The following is a 20,593-nucleotide window of genomic DNA, read 5'->3' as shown; positions in this document are numbered from 1 at the left end:
CCATTGCTGTTAGGCCGACAGCGGCAGCGAGTCGGCCTCACTCGCGTCGGTGGTCACCGCCGTGGTGCGTGGTTGGGTCGTGGGGGGGTTTTCGGCGGGGGGGGATGGGGGGGGGGGGGTTGGGGGGCGCGGGCCGCGACGGGGGGGCTGGACGCGGGCCAACCCCCCACGGTGGGGGTGGCCGCGCACCTGGTGAACCTGTGCTGGAACGGTCTCACCCATCTGGAGGCCGACCCGCAGCTGGCCTCGGAATGGCCGAGTGGGACGGCGACCTGAGCGCGTGACGCGGACTCCGGCGTGCGACGCGCCGACCGGGGGGAAGAACTGGACGGTTAACCCAAAATTTGCGAAGGAGGCTGGTCCGAATGCTCGATTCCACAGACTCGGGCCGGTCGGGTGGTACGGTTCACCCATCCTTCGAGTGCTGTTCGAGCTGTGTTGTCGGTCTACTTCGGGATGTCGGTCTACTTCAGGATGGCTGGTTTGATGACAGGCGGATCTGATGGCTAGGCAAGCGCGTGCGGAGATCACTCGCGATTCCGTTCTTGCGGGCGCGGCCGATGTCTTCCTGCGGCTGGGTTACGCGAATGCGAGCCTGAGCGAGATCATCGCACAGTCCAATGTGACCAAGGGCGCCTTGTATTTTCACTTCGGCTCCAAGGAGGAGCTGGCGCGCGCCGTGGTGGATCAGGGCAACGAGCGGCTGGTGAGCGCCTGTCAGGGATTCTTCGATCCCCGGGTGCCCGCGCTCGAGGCGAGCATCGGCATCACCTACGTGGTCGCCGACCTGTCCATGAACGATCCGATGGTGGGCGCCATGCTCAAGCTCACCCACCAGATCGGCGACTATCGCGGGGCCAGCGGTGAGAACATCGCCAAGACCTGGGGCGAGACGCACCGGTTGCTGGCCGAGCGGGCCATCGCCCAGGGCGACCTGAAACCGGACCTGGAGCCCGACACCATCGGCCTGCTGCTGCAGGAGATGTCCTCCGGCGTGCACATCACCGCCGTAGGCACCGATTCGATCGACCAGATGGCCACCCGCATGGAGCGCGTCTGGTACTTCCTGCTGCCGTCGATCGTGCCGGAGGAGAAGGTCGCGTACTTCCGCGAGTTCGCGGCCAGGCGATTACGAAGGTACGTGCCGTAATCCTGCCGTCGCCGTCGTGAGCGACCGGGTCGGGAGGGTTGTCGGAGCGGGTGATTAGACTCGGTGGGCCGCCCTACTTCGCTGATCTGCGCCAGGAGTCTGCCTCATGCCCACCCATCGCCCACCTCTTGCGGGACTGGCCGCGGTGGCCGGTGCCGATGCCGCGCTGGCGCAGGTCGAGAGCCTGATCGGGCGGTCGCCCGTGCAGCTGGTGGCGCCGTCGGCGGTGCGGCCGTTCGTGGCCTCGACGATCGCCCGGCAGCGCCCGCTGGTCGTGGTGACCGCGACGGGGCGCGAGGCCGACGACCTGACCGTCGAGCTGGGCGAGATCCTCGGCGAGGGCGTGGCGCTGTTCCCGTCCTGGGAGACGCTGCCGCACGAGCGGCTGTCGCCGAGCGCGGACACGGTCGGGCGCCGGTTGCAGGTGCTGCGCAGACTGGCGCATCCGTCGGATCCGGTGCAGCCGGAGCCGCTGCGCGTGGTGGTGACCACGGTGCGCTCGCTGATGCAGCCGATGGCGGCCGGGCTCGGCGATATCGAGCCGGTCGCACTGCGTGTCGGTGCCGAGCACGATTTCGACGAGTTGATTACGCGCCTGGTGGAATTCGCCTACGAGCGCGTCGACATGGTGGGCAAGCGCGGCGAATTCGCCGTGCGCGGCGGCATTCTCGACCTCTTCCCGCCGACCGCCGACCATCCGGTGCGCGTGGAGTTCTGGGGCGACGAGGTCACCGAGCTGCGCCCGTTCTCCGTGGCCGACCAGCGCTCGCTGCCCGACGTCGAGGTGGATGTCGTTGTGGCGCAACCGTGCCGGGAGCTGCTGCTGACCGAGGACCTGCGGTTGCGGGCGGCCGAGGTGGCCGCGGAGAACCCGGCCGACGCGGCGCTGGTCGAGATGCTGGACAAGCTCGCGCAGGGCATTCCGGTCGAGGGCATGGAGGCGCTGCTGCCCGTGCTGCGGCCCGAGGGCCTGCAACTGCTCACCGAGGTGCTGCCCGCGAATACCCATCTCCTGCTGTGCGACCCGGAGAAGGTGCGCACCCGCGCCGCCGACCTGGTCCGCACCGGGCAGGAGTTCCTGGAGGCGTCGTGGACCGCGGCGTCGTTCGGCGGCGCCGCGCCGCTGGGGGCGCACGGCCTGGACCTGGCGGCCTCGGCCTACCGCGGGCTGGACGTGATCCACCAGAGCGCCGACGCGCGCGGCCTGCCGTGGTGGACGCTGAGCCCGCTGGCGGCCGACGACCCCGCCGAGGTGGTGCTGCCGGTGCTGTCCGCGCCCGCCGCCCGCGGCTCGGAGGAGCTGGTGGCGACGGTGTTCGCCTCGCTGCGCGCGCACGTGTCCACCGGTGGCCGCGCCGTGATCGTGGTCGCCGGACACGGTACGGCGCAACGCATTCAGGAACGACTGGCCGACGCCGAGGTGCCCGCGGCGCCGCTGGATCCGGGCGCCGAACCGGTGCCCGGGCTGGTCGGGGTGCTGTGCGGTTCGCTGCACGACGGCATCGTCTTCGACGACGCCAAGCTCGTCGTCATCGCCGAATCCGACCTCACCGGCAACCGCGTCACCGCACCCGCCGAGGGCAAGAAGCTGCCCGCGCGCCGCCGCAACCAGGTCGACCCGCTGGCGCTGTCCGCGGGCGACCTCGTGGTGCACGACCAGCACGGCATCGGCCGGTTCGTGGAGATGATCGAGCGCACCGTCGGCGGGGCGCGCCGGGAATACCTGGTGATCGAGTACGCGCCCGGCAAGCGCGGCCAGCCGGGGGACCGGTTGTACGTGCCGATGGATGCGCTGGATCAGCTGTCGCGCTATGTGGGCGGCGAGATGCCCGGCCTGTCCAAGCTGGGCGGCTCCGACTGGGCGAATACGAAACGCAAGGCGCGCAAGGCGGTCCGGGAGATCGCCACGGAACTGGTGCAGCTGTACGCGGCCCGCCAGGCGGCGCCCGGTCACGCGTTCGGCCCCGACACGCCGTGGCAGCAGGAGATGGAGGACGCGTTCGCCTTCACCGAGACCGTCGACCAGCTCACCGCCATCGCCGAGGTGAAGTCCGATATGGAGAAGGCCGTCCCGATGGACCGCGTCATCTGCGGCGACGTCGGCTACGGCAAGACCGAGATCGCGGTGCGGGCGGCGTTCAAGGCGGTGCAGGACGGTAAGCAGGTCGCGGTCCTGGTGCCGACGACGCTGCTGGCCCAGCAGCATCTGCAGACGTTCATCGAACGCGTCGGCGGGTTCCCGGTGACGGTGAAGGGCCTGTCGCGTTTCACCGATCCGGGTGAATCACGAGAGGTGTTGGACGGCATGGCCTCCGGCGATGTCGACATCGTCGTCGGCACCCACCGCCTGCTGCAGACCGGGATCCGGTGGAAGGAACTGGGCCTGGTCATCATCGACGAGGAGCAGCGGTTCGGGGTCGAGCACAAGGAGCACATCAAGGCGCTGCGCACCCACGTCGACGTGCTGACCATGTCGGCCACCCCGATTCCGCGCACGCTCGAGATGAGCCTGGCGGGCATTCGCGAGATGTCGACGATCCTCACCCCGCCCGAGGAGCGTCACCCCGTGCTCACCTACGTCGGCGGCTACAACGACAAGCAGGTCGCCGCCGCGATCCGCCGCGAGCTGCTGCGCGACGGCCAGGTGTTCTACGTGCACAACCGGGTGTCGTCGATCGACAAGGCCGCCAGGCACATTCGCGAGCTGGTGCCCGAGGCGCGGGTGGTGGTCGCGCACGGGCAGATGCACGAGGACACCCTGGAGAAGACCGTGCAGGGCTTCTGGGAGCGCGAGTACGACGTGCTGGTGTGCACCACGATCATCGAGACGGGGCTCGACATCTCCAACGCCAATACTCTGATCGTGGAACGCGCCGACGCGCTGGGGCTCTCGCAGCTGCACCAGCTGCGCGGGCGTGTGGGCCGCAGCCGCGAGCGCGGCTACGCCTACTTCCTGTACCCCCCGGAGAAGCCGCTGACCGAGACCGCCTACGACCGGCTGGCCACCATTTCCCAGAACTCCGATCTGGGCGCCGGTATGGCGGTGGCGATGAAGGATCTCGAGATCCGCGGCGCGGGCAACGTGCTCGGTGCCGAGCAGTCCGGACATGTGGCAGGGGTCGGTTTCGACCTGTATGTCCGGCTGGTCGGCGAGGCCGTGGAGGCGTATCGGGCGGCCGCCGACGGTCGGCCGATCACCACCGACGAGGAGACCAAGGAGGTGCGCATCGACCTGCCGGTGGACGCGCACATCCCGCCGGACTACATCGCCAGCGATCGGCTGCGCCTGGAGGCGTATCGCAAACTCGCCGCCGCACAGGACGATTCGGGCCTGGCCGGGGTCGTCGAGGAGCTCGTCGACCGCTACGGCCCGCTGCCGGTGGAGGTCGGGCGCCTGGTATCGGTGGCCAAGCTGCGGCTGCTGTGCCGCGAGTACGGGATCACCGAGGTGGGTGTCAGCGGTACCACGCTGAAGCTCTCGCCGATCCAGCTCCCCGATTCGAAACAGTTGCGGCTCAAGCGTTTGTACCCCAATGCCACCTACCGGCCCACCACCTCGATCGTGCAGCTGCCGCTGCCGCGCGTGGAGGACAGCGTCGGCGCGGCCCGGGTCCGGGATGTGCAGGTGCTGCAGTTCGTCGCCGATCTGCTGCTGGCGCTGGACGGAAAGCCCCAGGACACAGTGGATCTGCGCGTCGCGACGGAGGTGTCGGCGGCGCGATGAGTGCGGGTAACGGCGCCGATCCCGTCGCCGCGGATTCGGCGCGACTGGCGCACGGCCTCGCCGAGGCGGTCGAGGTGATGGACCGGCTGTGGAGTTTCGGCGGCTGGGAGGTCACCCAGACCCACGACTCGCTGCGGCCGTACCTGCTGGAGGAGACCTACGAGCTGCTCGACGCCATCCAGCACGGCGAGGTGGACACCATCCGGGAGGAGCTGGGCGATCTGCTGCTGCAGGTGCTGTTCCACTCCCGGATCGCCGAGGCCGCAGGCGAATTCAGCGTCGACGACGTGGCCGCCGCGCTGGTCGCCAAGCTGACCCATCGCAGTCCGCACCTGCTCGACGGCCGCATCGATCCCACCGCGAGCATCGAGGAGAAGATCGCCGCCCAGGAAAGTGCCTGGGAGGAACGGAAATCCAGCGAGAAGGCCCGCCGTTCCTGCCTGGACGGCATCGCCATGGCTCAGCCCGCCCTCGCCCTCGCCGAAAAGGTCCGCACCCGCAGCCTCAAGGCGGGCCTGCCCGAAGACCTGATCCCCGACGACCTGCGCGTGGTCCACCTGGGCGGCCCGGACAGCGCCGAGGAACGCCTCCGCAAGGCCACCGTGGCCTTCGCGGCCCGCATCCGCGGCGCGGAGGATGCGGCCGAAGCCGCGCGCGGCGAGCGCCGGGCACTCACCGCCGCCGACTGGCGCGCCCACTGGCCCGGCTGACCAGCCTGCACCCTGGGCGTGGGGGATCGTGCCATGGCCGCCTGACAGACTGCTGGTTGTGAGCGAGCGCGGCACGAGTGAAAGACGCACGGCACGATCCGGGGCTGCGCGGCGGGGGCGGCCTGCGCGGCTCTCGCGGGAGCGGATCGTCGAGACCGCGCTGGAGATCGTCGCTCGCGAGGGGGATCGGGCGTTGACGATGCGCCGGGTGGCGGATGCGCTGGGCGCCGCGCCGATGAGCCTGTACAGGCACGTCGGTAGCAAGGACGAACTGCTGATTCTGCTGCTGGATCGAGTCGTCGGCGAGTTGCCGCGGCCCGCGCTGCCCGACGATCCACGGGAGCGGCTGGTGGTGCTGCTGACATGGCAGCACGATCAACTGGCCGCCCGCCCCTGGATCGTGGACGTGCTGGCGCGCGGCGACCTGATGGCGCCGTCGGTCGTCTGGCTGCTCGAGGCGATCTACGACGCGTGGCGGGCGTCCGGCCTCACGCTGGACCAGGCGGCGACGGCCAATCGGATCGTGTGGGGGTTCACGCTGGGTGCTCTCCGGCAGCGCGCGGCGCCCGCGCATCCGTCCGGCCGGGAGCCATACCAGGTCAGCGTTCCGGCCGGTGTCGATCCGGTGGACCATCCGACGCTGGCCGCCCTGCGCGGCTACTGGACCGCTCCGGATCGGCGCGATCGTTTCGCCGAGGATCTCGCGCTCCTCGTGCACGCGCTGACCGGGGCGGCTTGACTCTTGCGTACATGTACGCAAAATGGCGGTATGGATATCGACACGCTTTATCACCGCTGGCTGTTCGGGGTGTGGTACCGCGACTACTCGGATGTGGAGGAGATCTTCACCCCCGGCTTCGTGGGCCACTGGCCGTCCCTGGATGTGCACGGCCCGCACGGGGTTGTGGAGCAGATCGAGCAGTCCTACGGGTACTTCGACGATATCGAGAACACCCTCGATGTCGGGCCGGTGATCGGCAGCGACATGGTCGCCGCCCGCTGGACCTTCCACGGGTCCTACCGCGACGGCATTCCCGGTGCGACCGTGCCCTCCGGCACTCGGATCGCCTTCAGCGGCCAGGACTTCTTCCGCGTGGAGAGCGGGCGGCTCGCCGAGTACTGGGTCGCCTCCGACGGCCTCGGCATGATGCAGGCGCTCGGCGCCCTGGGGTGACGCGGGGCGGCCCTGACGGGTTCAGTCCTCGGCCAGGTAGCGTTCCACGCTCTGGACCTTCGAGGTGAGGCCGTTGGTGACGCCGGGGCGGATGTCGGCCTTGATCACCAGGCTGCAGCGGGGGGATACCGCCATGACGGCGTCGGTGGCCTGCTTGATCACGGCCATCACCTCGTCCCATTCGCCCTCGATCGAGGTGAACATGGCGGTGGTCTCGTTGGGCAGGCCGCTGGCGCGCACGACGCGCACGGCCTCGGCGACGGCGCGCCCGACATCCTCACCGGTGCCGAGCGGGGCGACCGAAAATGCGGCAATCATGGGATCAATTCTGGTTCCCGGCCATCGCGCGCAGCGTCGCGACACGCGATTCGAGGTACCTCAGTTCGGACTCGTCGAGCACCTGGCGCTGAATACCGGCGGCGACCTCGAACGCGGACTGGCGATGGTCGTCGATCACCTCGACATCGATGGCGACGGCCACGTAGTCCTCGGCCTCGGGCATCGGATCGGCCACTACCCGCGCGATGCCCCGCGCGCACAGCGCCACATTGCCGCCGCCGAGGATCAGCAGCGCGACGTCGGGCCGCTTGCGCAGCCGGGCCAGCGATCCGCGATCGGACTTGAGGCTCAACAGGATTCGCCGATCTCCGGCGCGCACCGGCCACGACACCGGGATCGCGTGCGGTAGCGGATCGCTCGTCACCAGTACCGCGATCGTGTCCAGTGGCCATTCGGGCAGGGCATCCAGTTCGGGATGCTCCGTCGCGGGCTCTTGACGTTCCCGGGCTCCGGCTACCATGTTGTGTCACCTCACGGTCGGCTCGCGCGGCGGGCTGGACCACGCGTTGCTTGCAGTGTAAACCGTTGCGCCACTTGCTCGCTGGGGTGTACCCGGAGGACAATGCCGAAGGATAGCCTCGCCAAATTCGGTTCAGGCGCTGGTCAGGGCGCCTATCGGCAGTGTGCGAGCCCATTCGGCCGCCTGATCCTGGGGCCGGATCGCGGTGGAGGCATCGTGGCGGGCATGCTCGCCGACCTGCGTCGCGCCCAGGGCCGTGAACTTCTCGGCGCAGATCTCCCCGCCGCGGTTGAAGGTGTCGTCGTAGACGATGTCGCCGAGGCCGAAGACCGCGAACCGCAGGCCGGTGAGGTCGGGCAGGCGATCGTCGAGCTGGGCGAAGAACGGTTCGGCGCCGGTGGGCAGGTCGCCCGAGCCGTAGGTGGAGCAGACGACGATGTGGAAGTCGCGCACATCCAGATCGTCGGTGTCGAAGTCGGACATGTCGTAGATCGTGACGTCGTGGCTCGCTGCCAGCACATCCGCGACGGCCTCGGCCGTCCGCTCCGCGGTGCCCATCTCGGTCCCGAACAGAATCACCACCCGCACGGTGTCTCCTCGCGTAGTCTCCCTCTGAACAGTTGGTGAGCCTATCCTAACCTCGCCGGTTCGGCACCCCGGTGGTTACGGATGTGAAAATTGCTCGGGACCTGCGCCGTCGACATTTGACGAATGGGCCCTGCGGCCTCATCATTCGTAACAGTCCCCCGAACTCTCGGGGTCACGCACGTAGCCGGCCGATGGCCGCCCGGTGAAGCGAGTCGTTCACCGATTCCAGGTGCAGACGAACGCAGCAGCATTCCACACGACGCCCTCGCGCGTCCGGACACGAGTGAGGTGAGAGCACATGGGATTCCGATACCGATTGTGGGCGGCGTTCCCGAACAGTCTCGCCTCGCGCGGCTTCTTGTAACGCCCGCAACGGTTTGTCAGCCCTCCGCCATCCGGCGGAGGGCAACTGGACGTGTTGTCGGAGGGCAGTCGGACGTCTTCGCGGAGCGCGACTGGACGTGTTGTCGGAGGGCAGTCGGACGTCTTCGCGGAGCGCAACTGGACGTGGTGCGAAGGCAGTCGGACGTCTTCGCGGAGGGCGGGCGCATGCCGGTGCGGAGGACAGGTGCGTTCGCACACCCGCACGCGCGACGCCGCGCATTTGTCCATGGGTTGATGTTGCCCGCGGTTCCGCTCGGGGGATCGCGGATCGGAGTACTAGGTAGGAGATGGTGATGGCGGAATTCGATGCGATGGGGACGACCGGGCGGGCCGGAGGCGCCGCGGTCGCGAATATGGCGGTGTCGACGGCGGTGGTCGACGATCTGCGGTACCTGCGGGCCGAACTACTGGCCGCGGAGGTGCCGTTCCTGCTGGTGCGCGACTCCGATCATCGCCTGGTGCTGGCGATCGACTCCGCGCATCGCGGTGTGCTGCGCCGGGTGCTGGGCGCGGCGATGGTTGCGGGGTTCCGCTGTAACGAGATGCGGCACAACGTGTTCCGGCTCGGCCGCGACCTGGATCCGGCGCACCACGTCGACCTCGAGCTGTGGGAGTACCACGGCGACACCGTCGAATGCCCGCGGCCGAACGCCTTGACCCGCAACGTCTTCGACCTCGCGGATATCGAGCACTCGCGGGTGCTGCTGTTCGATATCGGCTGGCCCACGCTGGAGGGCATGTTCGCGCCGCACCCCACCGACGTCGGATTCGATATCGACATCGTGTACTCCTGGGTCGACGGCACCGACCCCGAATTCCGCGCTCGCCGTGCGGGAATGATGGCTCAGGTGGTCGTCGGTGAAGGGGACGACGCCGATGCCCGCATCCGTCAGATCGACGAGCTGAAGTACGCGCTGCGCTCGGTGCACAAGAACGCCCCGTGGATCCGGCGCATCTTCATCGCCACCGATTCGCGGGTCCCCGGCTGGCTCGCCGACGACCCGAAGGTGACGATCGTCCGCGCGGTGGACCACTTTCCCGATGCCAGCGGGCTGCCGGTGTTCAATTCCCATGCGGTGGAATGCCAGCTGCAGCACATCGAAGGGCTGTCGGAGCATTTCCTGTACTCCAACGACGACATGTTCTTCGCGCGTCCGGTGCGGCCGTCGATGTTCTTCACCCCGGCCGGGATCAGTCGGTTCATCGAGGCGGACACCCGCATCGGGCCGGGCGCGAACACCGAGCGGCGCAGCGGATTCGAGAATGCCGCGCGGGTGAACCGGCGGCTGCTGGCGGACCGGTTCGGCCCGGTCATCACCCGGCATCTGGAACATACGCCGGTTCCGTTGCGGCGCAGCGTACTACTGGAGATGGAGCGCGAGTTCGGCGCCGACTTCGCGCGCACCCGGACCAGCCGGTTCCGGGCGGCGACCGACATCTCGGTCACCAACTCGCTCTACCACTACTACGCGCTGCTCACCGGCCGCGCGGTGCCGCAGGAGACGGCGCGGGTGCGCTACGTCGACACCACCAGCCATACCGGCCTGGCCCTGCTGGACGGCCTGGCGCAACGCCGCAAGGTGGACTTCTTCTGCCTCAACGACGGCAGCTTCCCGGAGGTGCGGGAGGCCGAGCGGATACGCACGGTGTCGGAATTCCTGCAGGGGTATTTTCCGGACCCGGCACCGTGGGAGTGCGTCGCGGACGAGGACCCACTGGCGGCATTGGAGCCCGGCGCGGCATAGCCCGGCAGGTGGTGCGGTGCCGGTCAGCGCACCGATTCGTCGTCGGATTCCTGGGCCACCGTCTGGCGCTGCATGACCTGGGGGATGCGGGAGGCGGGCGGAATCACTATGCCCGCCTTGTCCAATCGCTCCGCGGCCTCCTGCGGGGTCGCCGGTTGCCCGACGGTCGGGCCGCGGTCGATCGGCACCACCGAATGGACCACCGTGTCCGGGTAGACGTGCACGTAGTTGAAGCTCTGGGCGCCGTCGCGGCCGCGCTGACCGCCCGCGGCGACGGCCAGGTCCTGGCTGTAGCAGGCCGAGGTGGCCACCGACACCGGGATACCGGCGAAGGTCGCGGTGGTCGAATAGTGCAGGTGACCGGCCAGGATGCTGCGCACGTCGGTGCCGTCGAGCACGTCGGCCAGGCGGCGCTGGTCGCGCAGCTCCACCGTCACCGCCAGGTCCTGGATGCACGGCACGGGCGGGTGATGCATGGCCAGGATCGTCCCGAACGGCGCCGGTTCGGCCAGCACCGCACGCAGCCAGTCCAATTGGGCATCGGTGAGCTCGCCGTAGTGGTGCCCGGGCACGGTCGTGTCGAGCACCACGATCCGCAGGCCGTCGACCGTGTGCACCCGGTCGAGCGGCTCGGCGGAGCCGTCCTCGCCGAGCAGCTGCTCCCGCAGCACGGCCCGATCGTCGTGATTGCCGGTGACCCAGACGACGGGCGCGCCCAGCCGGTCGGCGAACGGCTCGACCAGCGTGCGCAGCTTGCCGTAGGCGAGCGGTTCGCCGTGGTCGGTGAGATCTCCGGTGAACACGATCGCGGTCGGCGTGATGCCGCTCGCCTCGGCCTGGGCGAGCAGCTGCCGGAGGCGATGCTCGGCGTCGACGGTGCCGTAGAGCCCGCCGTCACCGGCGATCAGGTGGGTGTCGCTGAAGTGGAAGAGAACATGATCCGGCCGCGGGTACTCCGCGACTCTGCCGATGGGCACCGGTTTCCTCCCGGCGGTAGCTCTGCGTTGGCTTCGAATACCCGCGCCAGGATAGCGAAGCCGTTTCCTTCACAGTGCCCACGCGCGATGACGACATGCTTACGCCGAGATGAGAGTTTCGTGTCAGCTGGACGTACCGAAGCTACCGGCCAGCACCCGCGGCTCGGCCCGCTCGCGCACGTCCAGCAGGGCGAAGTAGCGCCGCAGCATCAACGCCGCGGTAGCGGCAAGACCCGCCGTCAGGCCCCACCAGACGCCCGCCGCGCCCAGCCCGGCCGGGTAGGCCAGCAGCAGCGCTGTGGGCAATCCCACAATCCAGTAGCCGACGAGCGAGAGCCGGAATCCCGCGCGGGTGTCCTTGAGCCCGCGCAGCAGCCCGTTGCCGATGTTCTGGGCCGCATCGAAGAACTGCAGCACGATCGCGATCAGCAGCAGGGTGTGCGCGATCTCGATGGTGTCGCCGTCGCGGCTGGTGAGGAACGGCCGCAGCACCGCGTCCGGCGCCGCCACGTACAGCACGCCCACGACGGCCGCGACGACCGCGGCCTGCTTCAGCGCCAGCCACGCCAGCCCGTGTGCGCGCGCATGCTCGTCGCGGGCCGCGGCCTTGCTGACCAGGATGGACACGCCGTGCGAGAGGCCGATCGCGACCTGGAAGACGATGTAGACCAGCTGGTAGACGACGTTGTGCGCGGCCAGCGCGGCCGGGCCGATGGCGCCCATCACCAGCGCGAGCACCGAGAACATCCCGGCCTCGGAGCCGTAAGTGAGCGCGATCGGGGTACCCAGCCGCAGTTCGGCGGCGATGGTGCGCCACTGCACCGGCCACATCCGGACCGGCAGCGTCGCGCCGAGCCGGGAGTCGCGGCGGACCATCGCCCAGAACACCGCGAAGGTGATCAGGAAGACCAGCGAGGTGGCGATGCCGATGCCGGTCAGGCCCAGCGCCGGCAGGCCCGCCCAGCCGTGCATGAAGGCCAGGGCGAGAACGAGATTCAGCCCCACCGAGCCGAGCGTCACCAGCAGCAGCGCCTGCGGTTGCTGCATGCCGACGGTGTACTGGCGGATCACCTGGAACCACAGGCACGGCAGCAGGCCGGGCGCCAGCGCCAGCATCATCGGCCGGGCCGCCTCGAGCACCGCGACATCCTGTCCGAGCCACTGCAGCGCCCAGCCCAGCACGACCAGCACCAGGCCGCCGGCCAGGCCCGCGGCCGTGGCGATCAGGAAGCTGGACCGGACCACCTCGCGAATCTCGCCGTCGGCGTTCTGATTGCGCTTCTCGGCGCGGCTCGCCACGCTGGCCACCTGGTTGCCGGTGGCGGTGATCAGGCCGACGCACATGGTGCGAATCTGGTTGAACAGCGTGATCGCCAGGCCGCCCGCGGCCACCTGGGTGATGCCGAGCGAACCCATGAGGGCGATATTCGTGGTCGACACCGCGACCTGCGCCAGCTGGGTCAGTGCGATGGGGGTGGCCAGGGAGGTCAGGCTGCGCCAGTCGGACGGAGCGTGTCGGTTGGTCATTGCACCCCCTCGCGGTGGATGATCATCGGATTAATTAGGTATACCTTACCTACATTGGGTGCGTAAACGTCGTTCGCGGAAATCGAGAGTCGGGTTTCCGATCCGCCGTCGTCCGGCCGGGCGGCGCGTGCGGTCCCGTGGCGTACGTGCGTCGACGTCACCGCACGCCCACCAGATCTCGGCGTGCGGGCGAGTAGCGCTCGAGCAACTCGAGCACTGTGTTCTCCGCGGATTCGTCCAGCAGATCGCGATCGTTCATCCAGTCGTCGTCGAAGACGGTGTCCAGATACTTTTCGCCGCCGTCGCACACGATCGTTACGACCGTGGAGCCCGCCGGGAACTCTTCGAGGCGGGTCAGTGCGGCGTGCACCGAGCCGCCCGCGGAGCCGCCGATCAGCAAACCCAGTCTCCTCGCCACCGCGCGGGCCGCGGCGAATGCTTCCACATCCGACACCTTGACGCCCTCGTCGAGCAGCGAATAGTCCACGGCCGTACCGACGGTGGCGCCGGGCGGCGTGCCGGTCCCGGACTGCCAGTACGGTCCGCCCGGGCCGCCGAAGGCGATCGAACCGACCGGTTCCACGCCGATCACCTGGGCCCGGCAGCCCAGTTCGCGCAGCCGCCGCGCGGTGCCGAACAGCGAGCCGCCGGTGCCCACCGCCGACAGCAGGATGTCGACCTTTCCCAGGTCGGACAGCAGTTCCTCGGCGACGGCGTAGTAGCCGAGCGCGTTGGCGTCGTTGTTGTGCTGCTCGGTGAAGTAGGCGTCGGGGCGGGCAGCGGCCATCGCCTCGGCCAGGTCCTCCCGGGCCGAGGTGGCCAGACTGTCGTCCCCGTCGTCGGCGACGTAGACGAGTTCGGCTCCCATGGCTTGCATCGCGCGCAGTTTGTCCTTGCAGGCGTGGTGGTCGACGACCGCGGTGAAGCGGTACCCGCGTTCGGCCGCCACTACCGCCAGTCCCAGTCCGGTGTTGCCGGATGTCGACTCGATGATATGCCCGCCATCGCTCAGCAAACCGCGACGCTCCGCATCGAGCACCATTTCGCGGGCCATGCGGATCTTGGCGGCGCCGGTCGGATTGAACTGCTCGAGCTTGAGCAGCAGCCGGGTGCCGGTATCGGTGGTCGCGAGCTCGAACAGCGGGGTGTTGCCGATCAGGTCGGTCACGCGCGTGACGAGCGCCATGGCAGGTCTCCTCGGACTGGGTCGATCGTGTGCGGGTGTGGTGGGCGCCGGGCTACCCGGCGTCGAGCGTCCAGCGCAGCCGTCCGCCGGGTGCCTCGTGCAGCACCACCTTCGGCGGGATCGGTAACTGATGGAACGCCGACTCGTTGGAATCCATCTGATAACCGGCGGTATTCGGATAGACGAGCAGATCGCCGGGTGCGGCGGGCCGCGGCAGCGGGATGCGCCGCCAGCTGAGCATGTCGGATTCCAGGCAGGTGGCCGCGCCGACGCTCGCGGGGGTGACGGTGCCGGGACGGGTGGGCCACAGCACCGGATCGGGCAGGTATTCGCTGTCGAACCACTGCTCGGACAGGCTCAGGCTGGTGCCGTCCACGGTGAGCAGTTGATACGGAAGTCCCTGTGCGGTACGAGTTTTCGCGCCCTGCACGCGGAAGACCGTGGATCCGGCGCGATCGAGCAGCGCGCGGCCGGGTTCGATGGCCAGGCGGATGCCGTTGTCGCGCAGGCGCCGTGCCAGGTCCTCGTGTGCGAGAACGGCTTCCAGCGCGGCCGGTCCGGCGGTCGCGCTGTGATAGGGGTAGTAGGAGTCGAAGCCCTTGTCCGAGTGGAACCACTGCGGGCGCACGGCTCCGGTGAAATCGGACCAGGCCGCCGCCGGGACGTAATCGACCGCGAAGCCGCCGCCGATCGAGATCGTCGTCGCCGGATGGCCCAGGGTGCGTGCCTCGCGGCAGCGGGCGAGCAGGGCGGCGGCCAGCTCGGCCCGGGGCAGGGGGTCGTAGCCGGAGAGGTGGAAGCTGAAACCCTCGATGCGTACCGGGCCGAGATCGGTACGGGCCAGGGCGATGTCGAGTTCGTCGCGGGTCATCCCGAATCGGCTGGCGGAATCCTCCGGAAGGACCCGCAGCAGCACCCGGACCGGAATTCGCTGGGCGGCAAGCCGTTCCAGCTCCATATCGTCATCGATAGCGATCAGCGCGCCGTGTCGCGCGGCCAGCCACAGCAGGTCGTCGGACTTCGCCGGTCCGGTCACCATCAGGTCCTCGCCCCGGATGCCGTGTGCCAGCGCCGAACTCAGTTCGCCGACGCTCGCGACATCCACCCCGGCCCCATGCTCCGCGCAGGCCCGCACCACGCACGCGGCCTTGTTCGCCTTCTTGCCGTAGTAGATCGTGCCCTCGACCCCGGCCTGTTCGAAGACCGCCCGGAAGGCGTCGATAGTGTGGCCGACCCGGCGCGGGTACATCACATGGAACGGCCCGCCGATCGCAAACGCCATGTCCGCCAACAGCTCCGGATGCGCCAACAGTCGCCGTTCCCACTCGTCGCTGTGCGCCGGGAGTGCGACGGCGGTGATAGCATCCGTCTCCGCCTGTGCCGCACCCGCGCTCAGTCCCATATGGGCACCTCCGTGCCGCGCCCGCTCGCGATGGCGCGTTCGGCGAGGGCGTGGGCGACGGCGATATCGGTGAGGACCAGGCCGCTGTTGTAGACGAAGATGCGCTGGTCGTCCCGGGTGCGACCGGCGGCGCGACGGCTCAGGATCTGCGGCAGCTCGGCGTCGACCGCGCGCAGCTTGCCGTCCGGCCCGGCCATATCGGTGCCCGTGAGCGACATCTGCTCGGCATTGGTCGCGACCACCCGGTCGGCGTCGGTCAGCGCCGACGGGGCCAGGCCGTAGCCGACCAGGACCGCCACCGCGCCCGGCGCCAGATCGTCGGATTCGATGGCGACCTTGGTGCCGGGGCCCGCGGTGGCCAGCACCACATCGGCCTCGCGCGCGGCCGCGTACGGATCCGACACCGTTTCGAGTTCGGTGTGCGGGTGGTGCGCGGCCAGCTGCTCGTGCACCGCCTTCAGGCCGTCGGGGTGGGTGCCGTACAGCATCAGCCGGTTCAGCTGCGGGTTGGCGGCGAGCAAGTGCGGCAGCGCATTCCGGCCCTGCGTGCCGGTGCCGACCAGCAGCACGCTGCGCGCGTCGGCGCGGATCGTCTCGCGCACCAGCAGCGCCGAGACCGCGGGCGTGCGCAGCGCGCCGACGCGGGCGCAGTCCATCATCGCGATGGGCAGGCCCGTGGCATCGTCGTACAGCGTGATCGTGGTGTAGTAGCGCTTGGTGCTGCGGTCGTGGCTGGGATCGAACTTGTAGGAGGTCTTCATCGCCACCACCCGGCGGCGGCCGTCGCGGCCGAGCATGGCGTAGGCCACCGACCAGCCGTCGGGATGGGCGACGCTGAGCTTGCGCGGATTGTCCGAATCACCCGACGCCAGCGCCAGATACGCCTCCTCGACGGCGCGCACCACGTCGACCGGTGTGATCGGAACGTCGGCGAGATCGCTGCGGCTCAGCACGCGCAGCGGGATCGGTCGAGTAGTCACTGGTGACCTCGGTTCCTCGGCGGTGGGTTCATCCTGGGGATACTTCCGGTGTCGCAGCATATTTCGTGCCGAACGGGGTGACCGTCGCCTGCCCGTAACCGCTCTCGCCCGCCTCGGCCGCGCGGCGGCGGGGCAGGCGGATGTTGACCCGCTTGAGCCAGCGGTCGGTCCCGTCGTACCGCGGGGTGAACGGTACCCGCCCGTGGACCACCACGTCGTTGTCGACCAGCAGCAGTTCGCCCGGCGCCAGCACGGGCGTGCGGCACACCCGCTCCAGCTCGGCGCCGAGATGGGCGTAGGCGTTGCGGAATTCGTCGTCGGCGTCGTCGAGCGGGGTGTAGGCGGGGTCGTAGCGCAGCGTCGGGCGGCCCTCGTCGTCGCCGATGGTGGCCACCGGGGTGGCCGGATGCTGATGAAAGTCGGTGCCGTAGGAGACATCCGGCAGGATCGGCAGCCGCGGTTCGCTCAGCCGGCGGCGCTGGTCGTCGTCCAGGCTGACCTCGCGCACCGACGACACCGTGGTCCCCACTCGATCCGGATTGCGCAGGCAGCCGAGCATGAGCAGGTGCGCGCGGTGGGGATGGAAGGCGTCCTCGGTGTGGGGGGTGAGCAGGGTGGTGCTCGACGCGCCCGACTGCTCGTGCTCGTGCCCGGGGGAGGGGACGATGTTGTTGACCAGCCGCCCGTCCTGCTGCCCCTGCCAGCCGAACGGCTCCCCGGCGCTGCGGGCCAGCAGCAGCATCGTGATATCCAGTTGCAGCGAGGCGTGTCTGCGATCCGGCTCGCCGCTCCACACGGCGGCCTGGCGCCAGTCGCGCGGGGTCGGGCCCAGTTCGTCGTCGCGCAGCGGCAGGCGCGCGACCACCGCGGCGCCCGCGGCGGACTCCGGCGGGCGCAGCACGGTGCGCACCGATTCGGGTAAGCGAGCGGCGTGGGTGTCGACCAGCTCGATCAGCGCCGGATCGGTGAGGGTGCGGGCGGTGCGCGCGGACAACCCCGGCATGGTGTCGATTGTGACGGCTATCTCGCGCGCCGTGTCGCGAACGGCCCGGGCGGCCGCCGCGGGCAGCTCTCGGCGTTCGATCGCGCCGGATTCGGTGGGTTGGTGTGTCTTACGTTCGCAGAGAACGTTTTTCACCAGGCATTCCCTTCTTCGCAACGGTGGTGAAGCAGGTGGTGAAGACTCGGTCTGCGAAATTAGTCCCTCACGTGAACTTAAGCAAGGCTTACCTAAAGGGTGTCTACAAGAATAGCGAGTGGGTATCGCCGAAGGCAATCAGCAGAGTAGCTCGGGGCGAGTCGCACCGGCGCGTCGGCGTGGCGAGCGATGACATGGACGAATGCCCGGTCGCTGCCGCAGAATCATTAGGTTAGCCTTGGCTGCTCATAGCAGACTCGGATGAGGGACGAGGCCCCGCGATGACGATCATGACACGCCGGCGGATTCTGGGCGCCGGACTCGGACTGGGGGCCGCGGTGGCGCTGGCCGCCTGCGGCCGCGACTCCGGCGACACCGGCACGCTGCGCGTCGGCGCCCTGGGCAAAGTGTCTGCCCTGCAACGCGATCCGCACGCCAACCTGAGCAACGAGAGCGACTTCCTGATCGCGTCGCTGGTCTACGACCCGCTCACGGTGCCCGGCGCCGACCCGACCGTGCAGCCGCGGCTGGCGTCGGCCTGGTCGGCGGATCCGGATCAGCGGCGGTGGACGTTCACCCTCGCCGAGGGCGCCCGGTTCCACGACGGCAGCCCGGTCACCGCCGACGACGTGGTGTGGTCGCTGCGGCGGCTGCGCGAGGTCGGCGGGGAATCGAAGATGCCGGTCGCGCGGCCGGAGGACATCATCGCCGACGGGCCGGGGCGGGTGGTGGTCACGGCCGCCGCGCCGAATACCCAGATTCCGTTGCTGGTGCGGCTCATGACGTTCACCGTCAAGCAGGGCACGACCGATTTCGCCAACGCCGTCGGCAGCGGACCCTTCCGGCTGGAGTCCTACCGGCAGGGCAACGCGCGGCTGGTGCGCAACGACGCCTGGCACGGGCCGCGGCCGCGGCTGGAGGCCATCGAGGTCACCATGTTCGACAGCGTCGACGCGCTGTCGAACGCGGTGCTGGGCGGGCAGATCGACCTGGCCTCCAATGTCGGGGCGATCGCGGGACGCACCGCCGCCGGGCGCGGCGATCTGCAGATGATCCGCCGCCCCAACGACACCGCCGTCGCGATCGCCATGCGCACCGCCGACGGCCCGTTCGCCGATCCGCGGGTGCGCACCGCGCTGCGGCTGGCGGCCGACCGCGATGCCCTTGTCGCCCAGGCATTCTCCGGATTCGGGACCGTCGCCAACGACATCCTCGGCACCGGGGATCCGCAGTACGCCAAGGATATTCCGCAGCGCCGCCGCGATCTGGATCGAGCGCGGGCGCTGCTGGCGGAGGCTCGGTTCGACACGGCCGCGACCTATCAGCTGTTCACCAAGGAGGAGGCGCCCGGCGAGGCGGAGTCGGCCAAGCTGTTCGCCACCCAGGCGCGCGATATCGGGGTGAATCTCGAGGTGGTGGTGCAGGAGTCGGGCACCTTCTACGACCGCACCTGGCTGCACGCGCCGCTCTACACCGTGAACTGGGGAACCAACGATTCGGTGCTGTTCTACGCCGCGAAGCTGATGACCTCGGGCAGCAACCGCAACGAAACCGCCTTCGCCGACCGCGAATTCGACGGCGCCACCGCCACGGCACTGGGTTCGGCGGATCCGGCCGCCGACGCGCGGGCGGCCCGGACGGTGCAGCAGATTCAGCACGAGCGCGGCGGATATCTGGTGTGGGGCATGGCCGACGGGATCGATATCGCGTCGAGCCGGGTGCGTGATCTGCCGACGCTGGGCGGGTTCGGCCGGGTCCAGCTGGAGCGGGTCTGGTTGACGTGAGTACGGTCAGCGCGCGGGCGACCGCCACCGAGGCCGGTCGGCGCGGTGGTGTGTGGGCCGCCGTCGCCGGGCTGGTGCTGCGCCGCCTCGCTCTGCTGTTCGCCCTGCTGATGCTGGTGTTCGCCGCGATCTCGCTGCTGCCCGGCGATGCCTCGCGGGCGGCGCTGGATCGCGACGCGACCCCGGCGGAGGTGGCGGCCAAGCGGCACGAGCTGGGCCTGGATCGGCCGCTGCCGCAACGGTTCTGGTCGTGGCTGAGCGGCGTGGTGACCGGCGATTTCGGCACCACCGTGCACGGCCGGTCGATCGCGGACCTGCTCGCCTCCTCCGCGCCGCAGACGCTGCTGCTGGGCGGGCTCGCGTTCGCGCTCACCGTGATCGCGTCGCTGGGCTTCGGAATGTGGTGGGCCGCACGGCCGTCCGGGTGGGTGGCGCGGGTGCTGCAGCCCGCGACCGCGATGGTGGTCGCACTGCCGGAGTTCGTGGTGGCGGCGGTATTGATCATGGTGTTCTCGTTCGTGGCGGGGTGGCTGCCCGCGGTGACGGTGGCGGGCAGGTCCGGCTTTCCGGCCACCGCGGACATGCTGGTGCTGCCCGTGCTCGCGCTGGCGGTGCCGCAGACCGGCTGGAACACCCGCGTCATCCGCGGCGCGCTCGCCGACGCCGCTCGCGCGCCGCATGTGGAAAACGCCGAGCTCGAGGGTATTTCCCCGCGCCAGCTGATGCTGCGCCACGTATTCCCGGTGGCGCTGCCCGCCATCGCCGCCTCCTACGCGACCACGGTCGGCATGCTGCTCGGCGGTGCGCTGGTGGTCGAGAGCCTGTTCAACTACCCGGGACTGGGGGCGCTGCTGGCCGGTTCCGTCGCCGACCGCGACACGGCACTGGCCGCGGCCACGGCGGCCGTAGCGGCGGCGACCATCCTGTGCGTACTCCTGGCCGCGGACGGCCTACGCGCCTGGGCGATGCGGGGTCGGCGATGAACGCGACTGCACAGCCCCCGCACGCGACGCTATCGGCACGTACCGCGCCTATGTCGGCATTCCGGTGTGCCGCGTCACCATCAGGTTTCCGGTGTGCCGCGTCACCATCAGGTTTCCGGTGTGCCGCGTCACCATCAATTTTCCGGCATGCCGCGTCACCATCAGGTTTCCGGCATGCCGCGTCACCATCAGGTTTCCGGTGTGCCGCGTCACCATCAAGTTTCCGGTGTGCCGCGTCACCATCAATTTTCCGGCATGCTTTTGGGCGGAATCCACAGGCGCCGGAGGTGGGTCCCGGCCAAAAGCATGCCGGGACAATGGTTGTGGTGCTTGCCGGGACAA

General features: G+C 69.5%; 18 protein-coding genes and 1 pseudogene. 9 read left to right on the top strand and 10 right to left on the bottom strand.

All coding sequences use genetic code 11. The features are described from left to right. Positions 1-117: 117 nt before the first annotated feature. The 6 genes and pseudogenes from QH290_RS38015 to QH290_RS03810 all read left to right on the top strand — a co-directional run. A pseudogene (locus tag QH290_RS38015) lies at positions 118-276 on the top strand (TetR/AcrR family transcriptional regulator); the annotation flags it as partial. 226 nt (positions 277-502) lie between these two features. Beyond that, positions 503-1,150: a TetR family transcriptional regulator gene (locus tag QH290_RS03830; RefSeq protein WP_280269508.1), complete on the top strand. Its 648-nt coding sequence runs from the start codon at positions 503-505 to the stop codon at positions 1,148-1,150. A 106-nt stretch (positions 1,151-1,256) separates the two neighbouring features. Then, entirely contained in the window at positions 1,257-4,874 is a 3,618-nt protein-coding gene (gene mfd / locus QH290_RS03825) for a transcription-repair coupling factor (protein ID WP_280381974.1), read from the top strand. Continuing rightward, positions 4,871-5,584, top strand: a complete 714-nt coding sequence (locus QH290_RS03820; protein ID WP_280269506.1) for a nucleoside triphosphate pyrophosphohydrolase — start codon at positions 4,871-4,873, stop codon at positions 5,582-5,584. The genes mfd and QH290_RS03820 overlap by 4 nt, the downstream gene beginning before the upstream one ends. A gap of 58 nt (positions 5,585-5,642) precedes the next feature. Next, positions 5,643-6,323 carry a TetR/AcrR family transcriptional regulator gene (locus QH290_RS03815; RefSeq protein ID WP_280381973.1) on the top strand — a complete coding sequence of 227 codons (681 nt, stop codon included), beginning with the start codon at positions 5,643-5,645 and terminating at the stop codon, positions 6,321-6,323. 30 nt (positions 6,324-6,353) lie between these two features. Further along, entirely contained in the window at positions 6,354-6,758 is a 405-nt protein-coding gene (locus tag QH290_RS03810) for an ester cyclase (RefSeq protein ID WP_280381972.1), read from the top strand. A 21-nt stretch (positions 6,759-6,779) separates the two neighbouring features. Here QH290_RS03810 and QH290_RS03805 read toward each other — a convergent pair whose 3' ends face one another. From QH290_RS03805 to QH290_RS03795, 3 genes are all read right to left on the bottom strand, one after another. After that, entirely contained in the window at positions 6,780-7,076 is a 297-nt protein-coding gene (locus tag QH290_RS03805) for an MTH1187 family thiamine-binding protein (protein WP_280269503.1), read from the bottom strand. A 4-nt stretch (positions 7,077-7,080) separates the two neighbouring features. After that, on the bottom strand, positions 7,081-7,557 hold the full coding sequence (locus QH290_RS03800) for a pyridoxamine 5'-phosphate oxidase family protein (RefSeq protein WP_280269502.1): 477 nt from the start codon (positions 7,555-7,557) through the stop codon (positions 7,081-7,083). Between the two features lie 132 nt (positions 7,558-7,689). Further along, positions 7,690-8,145, bottom strand: coding sequence for a flavodoxin domain-containing protein (locus tag QH290_RS03795; RefSeq protein WP_280381971.1), 456 nt, complete (start codon positions 8,143-8,145; stop codon positions 7,690-7,692). 695 nt (positions 8,146-8,840) lie between these two features. Between QH290_RS03795 and QH290_RS03790 the strand changes: the two genes are divergently transcribed. Next, on the top strand, positions 8,841-10,274 hold the full coding sequence (locus QH290_RS03790; RefSeq protein WP_280269511.1) for a stealth family protein: 1,434 nt from the start codon (positions 8,841-8,843) through the stop codon (positions 10,272-10,274). A gap of 23 nt (positions 10,275-10,297) precedes the next feature. Here the strand turns inward: QH290_RS03790 and QH290_RS03785 are convergent, their stop codons facing one another. The 6 genes from QH290_RS03785 to QH290_RS03760 form a co-directional block, all read right to left on the bottom strand. Continuing rightward, positions 10,298-11,251 (bottom strand): phosphodiesterase, encoded by a 954-nt coding sequence (locus QH290_RS03785; protein WP_280381970.1) that lies wholly within the window; start codon positions 11,249-11,251, stop codon positions 10,298-10,300. 123 nt (positions 11,252-11,374) lie between these two features. Continuing rightward, entirely contained in the window at positions 11,375-12,778 is a 1,404-nt protein-coding gene (locus QH290_RS03780; protein WP_280381969.1) for an MATE family efflux transporter, read from the bottom strand. Between the two features lie 157 nt (positions 12,779-12,935). Then, the gene (locus QH290_RS03775) at positions 12,936-13,964 is read right to left on the bottom strand and encodes a PLP-dependent cysteine synthase family protein (RefSeq protein ID WP_280269498.1); all 1,029 of its coding nucleotides are present in this window, start codon (positions 13,962-13,964) and stop codon (positions 12,936-12,938) included. Between the two features lie 52 nt (positions 13,965-14,016). Next, on the bottom strand, positions 14,017-15,366 hold the full coding sequence (locus QH290_RS03770) for a type III PLP-dependent enzyme domain-containing protein (RefSeq protein ID WP_280381968.1): 1,350 nt from the start codon (positions 15,364-15,366) through the stop codon (positions 14,017-14,019). Next, positions 15,357-16,319 carry an ornithine cyclodeaminase family protein gene (locus QH290_RS03765; RefSeq protein WP_280381975.1) on the bottom strand — a complete coding sequence of 321 codons (963 nt, stop codon included), beginning with the start codon at positions 16,317-16,319 and terminating at the stop codon, positions 15,357-15,359. The genes QH290_RS03770 and QH290_RS03765 overlap by 10 nt, the downstream gene beginning before the upstream one ends. Positions 16,320-16,374: 55 nt before the next feature. Further along, entirely contained in the window at positions 16,375-17,484 is a 1,110-nt protein-coding gene (locus tag QH290_RS03760; protein ID WP_280269496.1) for a TauD/TfdA family dioxygenase, read from the bottom strand. 281 nt (positions 17,485-17,765) lie between these two features. On the opposite strand from QH290_RS03760, the gene QH290_RS03755 reads away from it, so the two are divergent. Both QH290_RS03755 and QH290_RS03750 read left to right on the top strand, forming a co-directional pair. Beyond that, a complete protein-coding gene (locus QH290_RS03755; protein ID WP_280269495.1) occupies positions 17,766-19,268 on the top strand; it encodes an ABC transporter substrate-binding protein in 1,503 nt (500 codons plus the stop codon). Beyond that, positions 19,265-20,251 carry an ABC transporter permease gene (locus QH290_RS03750; RefSeq protein ID WP_280269494.1) on the top strand — a complete coding sequence of 329 codons (987 nt, stop codon included), beginning with the start codon at positions 19,265-19,267 and terminating at the stop codon, positions 20,249-20,251. Before QH290_RS03755 ends, QH290_RS03750 begins: the two co-directional genes overlap by 4 nt. 48 nt (positions 20,252-20,299) lie before the next feature. On the opposite strand, the gene QH290_RS03745 is transcribed toward QH290_RS03750, so the two are convergent. Further along, positions 20,300-20,593 (bottom strand): hypothetical protein (locus QH290_RS03745; RefSeq protein ID WP_280381967.1); only part of this gene is annotated, 294 nt, incomplete at its 5' end.

Origin of the sequence: Nocardia wallacei (assembly GCF_029869545.1) — a bacterium.
Classification (GTDB): domain Bacteria; phylum Actinomycetota; class Actinomycetes; order Mycobacteriales; family Mycobacteriaceae; genus Nocardia; species Nocardia wallacei_A.
Note: the sequence above shows the minus strand (reverse complement) of the source record. Positions and strands in the feature narration are given on the sequence as shown.